The 7,044-nt window shown below is 66.5% G+C and carries 7 protein-coding genes; 4 read left to right on the top strand and 3 right to left on the bottom strand.

Annotation, left to right across the window (positions count from 1 at the left end; all coding sequences use genetic code 11):
• Positions 1-253: 253 nt before the first annotated feature.
• The 3 genes from V9K91_RS04565 to hemH all read right to left on the bottom strand — a co-directional run bounded on the left by V9K91_RS04565 (position 254) and on the right by hemH (position 4,019).
• On the bottom strand, positions 254-1,957 hold the full coding sequence (locus V9K91_RS04565) for a methyl-accepting chemotaxis protein (protein ID WP_336442787.1): 1,704 nt from the start codon (positions 1,955-1,957) through the stop codon (positions 254-256).
• 254 nt (positions 1,958-2,211) lie between these two features.
• Entirely contained in the window at positions 2,212-3,060 is an 849-nt protein-coding gene (locus V9K91_RS04560) for an alpha/beta hydrolase (RefSeq protein ID WP_320457668.1), read from the bottom strand.
• Positions 3,057-4,019 (bottom strand): ferrochelatase, encoded by a 963-nt coding sequence (hemH, locus tag V9K91_RS04555; protein WP_217538945.1) that lies wholly within the window; start codon positions 4,017-4,019, stop codon positions 3,057-3,059. Before hemH ends, V9K91_RS04560 begins: the two co-directional genes overlap by 4 nt.
• 166 nt (positions 4,020-4,185) lie before the next feature.
• On the opposite strand from hemH, the gene V9K91_RS04550 reads away from it, so the two are divergent.
• The 4 genes from V9K91_RS04550 to tatC all read left to right on the top strand — a co-directional run bounded on the left by V9K91_RS04550 (position 4,186) and on the right by tatC (position 6,631).
• Complete coding sequence (locus V9K91_RS04550) at positions 4,186-5,073, top strand: YSC84-related protein (RefSeq protein ID WP_249833367.1); 888 nt, start codon at positions 4,186-4,188, stop codon at positions 5,071-5,073.
• Positions 5,074-5,150: 77 nt separating this feature from the next.
• Positions 5,151-5,378 carry a Sec-independent protein translocase subunit TatA gene (gene tatA, locus V9K91_RS04545; RefSeq protein ID WP_068847929.1) on the top strand — a complete coding sequence of 76 codons (228 nt, stop codon included), beginning with the start codon at positions 5,151-5,153 and terminating at the stop codon, positions 5,376-5,378.
• A gap of 15 nt (positions 5,379-5,393) precedes the next feature.
• Positions 5,394-5,885: a Sec-independent protein translocase protein TatB gene (gene tatB / locus V9K91_RS04540; RefSeq protein WP_068847927.1), complete on the top strand. Its 492-nt coding sequence runs from the start codon at positions 5,394-5,396 to the stop codon at positions 5,883-5,885.
• Positions 5,882-6,631 (top strand): twin-arginine translocase subunit TatC, encoded by a 750-nt coding sequence (tatC, locus tag V9K91_RS04535; RefSeq protein ID WP_249833366.1) that lies wholly within the window; start codon positions 5,882-5,884, stop codon positions 6,629-6,631. The genes tatB and tatC overlap by 4 nt, the downstream gene beginning before the upstream one ends.
• The last annotated feature ends 413 nt before the right edge of the window (positions 6,632-7,044 follow it).

Here is a 7,044-nt window from a genome sequence, read left to right as displayed (position 1 = left end):
GGAAGTGAAACGCAGCTGCGCCGATGGTAGTGTGGCTCAAGCCATGCGAGAGTAGGTCATCGCCAGGGTTTACACCCCAAAAACCCCGCTGCTTACGCAGCGGGGTTTTTTCTTTGCGTCAAAGCGTGCCGACCAACAGTGGCACCCGCCCAACGCATGAAAAAGGCGCCCCGCAGGGCGCCTTTCGCGCATCACGACCAACGGTCGTGATCTACCAGGTCGGTATCGACTGTCAGTCGATACGCACAACCCCTCAACGGAACGCTGCAACGGCCTCGGTCAGGCCTGCTGCCTGCTGCTCCAGCTCGCGCGCGGCAGCGCTGGCTTCTTCGACCAGCGCGGCGTTCTGCTGGGTGGCTTCGTCCATCTGCACCACGGTCTGGTTGATCTGGTCGATGCCGGCGGCCTGCTCCTGCGAGGCCGACGCAATGCTCGCCATGATCTCGCTGACCCCCGCCACGCTGCCCACGATTTCCTGCATGGTGTGGCCGGCGTCCTGCGCCAACCGGGCGCCATCGGCGACCTCGCTGACCGATGCATCGATCAACTGCCGGATCTCACGCGCCGCCTCGGCCGAACGTTGTGCCAGGCTGCGTACTTCGCTGGCCACCACCGCGAAGCCACGGCCCTGGTCACCGGCGCGCGCCGCTTCCACCGCCGCATTGAGGGCAAGGATGTTGGTCTGGAAGGCGATCCCATCGATGACGCCGGTGATCTCGCCGATCCGCTTGGATGCGCCGTGGATGCTGTCCATGGTGCTGACCACGCGCCCCACCACGGCGCTGCCACGCTCGGCCACTTCCTGCGCCCCTCGCGCGAGCGCGCTGGCCTTGTGTGCATGCTCGGCGTTCTGTCGAACCGTGGCCGTAAGCTCTTCCATCGAACAGGCCGTTTCCTCGAGATGTGCTGCCTGCCGCTCCGTACGGGTGGAGAGGTCATGGTTGCCACTTGCGATTTCCTCAGCGCCCAGCGCGATGGCGCCGGCACTGCGCCGGATGCGTTCGACCATGCTGCCCAGCTGGATCGCCGTCGCATTCGCATCGCGCTGCATGGCGGCGAACGATCCCTCGTAGTCGCCCTCCATGCGCTGGCCCAGATCACCCTCAGCCAAGGCCGACAACACGCGGCGAAGATCGCCGACGGTGCTGCCCACCCGCTCCAGCAGTTGGTTGATGCCGGTGGTGAGGCCATCCATGAAGGCGGCACCGCTGTCGGCGCGTGGCAGGCGCCGGTCCAGGTCGCCGCGCGCCGCGGCATCGACGATCTCGGCCACGGCCGTCTCCAGCACCAGCTCCTGGGTACGGTCGTGCCATTCCACGGCGAAGCCGACGCGCGCTCCGGCCGCGTCGAACATCGGGCTCACCACCTGGGCAAAGTGCACGGGGCCGATCCGCACGCGTCCATGGTGCGTGGCCTGCAGGGTGTCCAGGATGGCGCGGATGCGATCCGGGTTGGCGTGGAAGCGATGGATGCTGGTGCCCACGAGGGCGTCAGCGTCGAAATCCGGAAACGCCTCGCGCAGGGTGGCCTGCTGGTTGCGCAGCAGACGCACCACGGCGGGGTTTACATAACGGATCACGTGGGACGCATCGGCAATCATCACCGCCGTGTGCGAGACCTCCAATGCCAGGCGCAGGGTAGCGTCGGCCGCAGCGCCGGCATGCTGGCGGGTGCAATGCGCCTGCAGCTGCGCATGACCTGCTGATACGCGCGCCAGCTCGGCGCGCAGCGCGTCCCTGCTGCGCCGCACCCGCGGCGCCAGCACCACCAGCGCGCCGGTCGCCATCGCGATGCCAAGCACGGTGACGGACTGGTGTTGCCAGAGGGCGCCGGCAAGGCCGCAAACCAGCCCGGTGGAGAGCAACCCCGCGAGGATGCGCTGCCCGCGCGGGTGCAACGCAGGTGACAGCAGCATGGCGTCGGGTGGACGTGAGGAGGGGTGGGGACTGGCAGACATGACAACTCCAGAAGCAATTCGGAACGGAACGTCATCCGCTGAAACGCGGACAAACGGATGCGAGGCCCGGCGACCCAGCGGCGGAAGACCTTGCACAGACGTGGATGGGGGAGAGCACTCCTTCCTTGGAAGCCGGATGACACGCGGCTTCGCACACGGCGGAGCAAGCGACGACACAGGCACGCTGCGCGTGCCTGCTGCATCGGTATCGGTTGGCGCCGCTGGAAGTTGAGTGCGACAGGGTGTCGCAGCGGTCAGCCGGCGAGGAAGCGCGTGATCACGTCGGCCACCAGTGCCGGGTGCTCCATGTGCAGGTGATGGGTGCCGGGGAACACATCCAGGCGGCCGTCGCGAAGCAGCTTGATGCGTTCACTGCGCAGCGGCTCAGGGTAGTACGACTGTGCCGGCGTCGCGTAGATCACCTGGGTGGGGCATTCGATCGCCGCCAGCAGGTCGTCGATCTGCGCTTCGCTCAACCGCATCGCGGTGGGCAGCATCAGGCGCTGGTCGCTGCACCAGCTGTAGCCGCCTTCCACCGGCATGACGCCGCGTTCAACCAGCAGGCGCGCGCAGGGCTCGCTGAGCTGGTTGGCCATCATGCGCGCGCGCACCGGTGCGGCCAGATCGGAAAACACGCGCAGCTTCTTCGATGGCAACGCGCGCACGGCGCGCACATGCTCGCGAAGGCGCTGCGCGGTTTCATCTTCCGGCCCACGCAGGCCACCGAGCGCTTCAATGGCGATCAACCGCTCCACGCGCTCGGGCGCGGCGGCAGCGGTGAGGCTGGCAATGCCGGCGCCCATTGAATGGCCGAGCAGCGTAAAGCGCTCCCAGCCCAATGCATCGGCTACGTCGAGCACATGGCAGATCGCGCCCGGGGTGTTGTACTGCGTGCCCGGCGGCATATGCGAGCTGTGGCCGTGCCCGGGCAGGTCGATGGCCACCAGGTCCAGCCCGGGCAGTGCTGCGGCCAACGGCACGAAGCTGGCGGCGTTGTCGAGCCAGCCGTGCAGCGCCAGCACACGCGTGCCTGCCGTCGGCGTCGAACGCAGGCCGGCCACGCGGGTGCCCGCCACCGGCAGTACAAACGGTTCGAGCGTCATGCCAACGCCGTGATGCTCAGCCGCGACAACGCCAGCGCGTGCGCGGGATCGGCGTTGAGGCAAGGGATGTAACGCATCTGCGCACCGCGCGCGGCGACGGTTTCGGTGAAGCCCATCGCTACTTCTTCCAGCGTTTCCAGGCAGTCGGTGGCGAAGCCCGGGCAGACCACGTCGATCTGTTTGACGCCGCGTTCGGCCATCGCCCACAGCGTGGGTTCGGCATAGGGCTGCAGCCACTTCTCGCGACCGAAGCGCGACTGGTAGGTGAGCTTCCACTCGCCATCCGCCAGGCCCAGTGCCTGCGCGATCGCCTGCGCACTGGCTTCGCAGCGCTGCGGATAGGGGTCGCCGGCATCGGCGAGGCGCTGCGGAATGCCATGGAAGGAAAACACCAGCTGCTCGCCGCGGCCGTGCTGCTCCCACCATTGCCGGATGCTGCCGGCCACTGCCGCTACCCAGTCCGGGTCCACCGCGTAATCGCGTACCAGGGTGACGGTGACGCCCGGATGGCGGGGCTGCCAGTCACGCACCTGGTCTTCGATGGAGGCGGTGGTGGTGGTCGAATACTGCGGGTACAACGGCAGCACCACGATCCGGCGCATGCCTTCGGCAGCCAGCCGGTCCAGCTCGGCGGTGAGCGCGGGCGCGCCGTAACGCATGGCGTGGCGTACGCGCACATTGGGCATCAGCTGCTGCATGGCTTCGGCCAGGCGGCGCGTGTAGACCATCAAGGGAGAGCCGTCGGGCAGCCAGACCTGGGCGTACTTGGCTGCCGAGCGGCCACTGCGCAGCGGCAGGATCAGCCCGAACAGCAGGGGCTTCCACAGCAGCGGCGGAATCGCGACCACGCGCCGATCGCTGAGGAACTCAGCCAGGTAACGCCGCACCGCCGGGGCGGTGGGCGTCTCGGGTGTGCCTAGATTGACCGCCAGCACGGCGGTATCGGGTGCGTCGAGCATGGGACCATTCTCGCAGGTCTGCGCGACGGCCGGGATCGAATCGCGCCATCACCGCTATCGAGCGGCTCGATTGAACCGAACATACTCATTGCGGATTCATCAGAACCCCACTAATTTCGGGGAAAGCGTATCGACGCTGTCCGTATTTCCCCTTTCTGGAGCACCCATGCGCCGCTTGAGCCTTGTACTGCTGATCTCCGCCAGCCTGTTGTCGACCCAGGCGATGGCCGGGCCGGAGGAGGACCAGCGCGCCCGCAACGCGGTGCGCGTGTTGAATGACATCCAGGATATTCCCGAGCAGGGCATTCCGGACAAATTGCTGGACGAAGGCCGTGCGATCGTGGTCATTCCCGACACGATCAAGGCAGGCCTGGTGATCGGCGGCCGCCGTGGCCACGGTCTGATGTCGGTCAAGAACGCCGATGGCAGCTGGTCCAACCCGGTGTTCATGAAGCTCACCGGCGGCAGCATCGGCTTCCAGGCCGGTGTGCAGTCTTCGGACGTGGTGCTGGTGTTCCGCAACGACCGCAGCCTGGACAATCTCGTCAACGGCAAATTCACGCTGGGCGCCGATGCCGGCGTGGCGGCCGGTCCCGTGGGCCGCAATGCCGCTGCGGCCACCGACGGCCAGCTGAAGGCCGAGATCTGGTCGTGGTCGCGCGCGCGCGGCCTGTTTGCCGGCGTGGCGCTGGATGGTGCGGTGCTGCAGATCGACGATAAGGCGAACCTGGACGCGTACGGCAGCAACACCACGCCGCGCATGGTGTTCGAGGGCCGCATGGGCGAAGCGCCGTCGATGGACGTGGTGGCCTTCCGCGACCGTCTGGAAGAGGCGACGTATTCGGCACGTGAAAAGCGCGGCACCGCTGGCAGTGCACCGGCCCCACGTGCGGCGGCCCCGCAGCCCCAGGCAGCGCCGGTCGTAACTGAACAGGCCAATGCCGGTGCCACCACCGCGCCGTTGCAGGCCGTTCCGGCGCAGCCGGCACCGCAGCAGGGCTTCCAGCCGGTGGGCGAAGGCGAAGTGCGTACCGAATCGCTGGACGGCAACTGACTTTCGTCACGCGCGCCGCCCTACCGGCGGTGCGCTATGCTCAGGTCCTTGTAACCGGGTAATGCGAGCAGAACATCATGGGCAGTATGAGCTTGTGGCATTGGGTGGTGGTACTGGTCATCGTTCTGCTGGTGTTCGGCACCAAGAAGCTGACCAGTGGCGCCAAGGACCTTGGCAGTGCCGTGAAGGAATTCAAGAAGGGCATGCGCGACGAGGACAAGCCGACCGCGCACCTGAGCGATGAGTCGCGTCCGCAGGATCCGACGACGACATCGCAGAACGAGCACGACCGCGACCGGCGTTGATCTGGGCGGCATGGCGTGTTCGACATCGGTTTCAGTGAACTGCTGGTCATCGCGGTAGTAGCGTTGGTCGTGCTGGGTCCCGAGCGTCTGCCCAAGGCAGCCCGCTTCGCGGGGCTGTGGGTGCGGCGCGCGCGCAACCAGTGGGATTCGGTGAAGCAGGAGCTGGAACGCGAGCTGCACGCAGACGAGATCAAGCGCCAGTTCCGCGATGCGCAGGATTCGGTGCGCGATACCGAGGCGCAGCTGCGTGCGAGTGGTGAGGCGGTACGCCGCGAAGCCGAGCAGGTGCGCAACCAGGTGCAGCGCGATGGCGATACGCCAGCCAGCACCGACGAGCCGGTCATGACCGGGCCCGCGCCGGGTTCGCCGGCGAGCGTGGCCCAGCACGTGGTGGCACCCGAGCCTGAGGCCGTGCCTGAAGAGCCGCGTGATGCGATGGCACCGCCGGGCATCGACGGGCAGGCGCCGCGCGATCCGCCGCCTGCGACGACGGAGGCCCCGCGATGAGCGGTAACGAGTCGCCGGAAAGCGGGTTGATCGAACACCTGATCGAACTGCGCGCGCGCCTGATGCGGGCGCTGATCGGGCTGGGCGTGGTGCTGCTGGGGCTGATGCCGTTCTCGCGGCAGATCTACACGTGGTTGGCGCAGCCGTTGATCTCTCAGCTGCCCAACGGGCAGTCGATGATCGCGACCAACCCGGCCGGTGCATTCTTCGCGCCGCTCAAGCTGACCTTCTTCGTGGCCGTGTTCATCGCGGTGCCGTGGTTGCTGTACCAGCTGTGGGCGTTCGTGGCGCCGGGCCTGTATGCGCGCGAAAAGCGCCTGGCGGTGCCGTTGCTGGCAACCTCGGTGTTGCTGTTCTACATCGGCTGCGCGTTCGCATACTTCCTGGTGCTGCCGGCGGTCTTCCACTTCCTGACCACGTTCCGCCCGGAAGTGATTGCGATCACCCCGGATGCGAATGCATACCTGGATTTCGTGCTGGCGATCTTCTTCGCGTTCGGCAGCAGTTTCGAACTGCCGGTGGCGATGGTGATCCTGACTCTGCTGGGGTGGATTACGCCGCAGCAGTTCAAGGACGGCCGTGGGTACGCGATCGTGGGCATCTTCGTGTTGGCTGCGGTGCTGACGCCGCCGGATGTGGTTTCCCAGTTGATGCTGGCGATTCCCATGTGCCTGCTTTATGAGCTTGGGATACATGCTTCGCGGTGGTTGGTGCCCGCGAAGAGCGATGAGCCTCAGGCTTCTTAAGCTTCAACAGCAGCGTTTCGGTTGCTACGTGCTGGGGAGGCCGACGGGCAGCCCCTTACGGGACACGCCGTAAACCCATCCATGGGGGCTTGGCAAAAACATCCATGTTTTTGACAGTCCCTACAGGGGCTGCCCGCCGGCCTCCCCTCTCGTGCATTGCGGGTGCGGATACGAAAGCAGAGCAAAAACAAAGCAAAGCAGCGACGCAGGGCGTCGCTCTACGTCTTTGATTCTTTCAATGCATTACCGGATACGCACGCGCACGGTAGAGCGACGCCATGCGACGCTGCTCTTCCCTCCGCACAGCGCGATGCATGACGGGGCCGGGCGGCGGGTAGCCCCCGGAGGGACTGTCAAAAACATGGATGTTTTTGACAAGCCTCCAGGGATGGATTCACGGCGTGTCCCGGAGG

Origin of the sequence: Stenotrophomonas sp. CCNWLW57 (assembly GCF_037203925.1) — a bacterium.
Classification (GTDB): Bacteria; Pseudomonadota; Gammaproteobacteria; order Xanthomonadales; family Xanthomonadaceae; genus Stenotrophomonas; species Stenotrophomonas rhizophila_A.
This window is presented reverse-complemented; position numbering and strand designations above follow the sequence as displayed.

What these genes read in the sequence shown, in the direction of transcription:
- hemH (WP_217538945.1), bottom strand. Translation starts at nt 4,019, where the DNA reads ATGCTCGACGCACCCGATACCGCCGTGCTGGCGGTCAATCTAGGCACA.
- V9K91_RS04565 (WP_336442787.1), bottom strand. Translation starts at nt 1,957, where the DNA reads ATGTCTGCCAGTCCCCACCCCTCCTCACGTCCACCCGACGCCATGCTG.
- tatC (WP_249833366.1), top strand. Translation starts at nt 5,882, where the DNA reads ATGAGCGGTAACGAGTCGCCGGAAAGCGGGTTGATCGAACACCTGATC.
- V9K91_RS04560 (WP_320457668.1), bottom strand. Translation starts at nt 3,060, where the DNA reads ATGACGCTCGAACCGTTTGTACTGCCGGTGGCGGGCACCCGCGTGGCC.
- V9K91_RS04550 (WP_249833367.1), top strand. Translation starts at nt 4,186, where the DNA reads ATGCGCCGCTTGAGCCTTGTACTGCTGATCTCCGCCAGCCTGTTGTCG.
- tatA (WP_068847929.1), top strand. Translation starts at nt 5,151, where the DNA reads ATGGGCAGTATGAGCTTGTGGCATTGGGTGGTGGTACTGGTCATCGTT.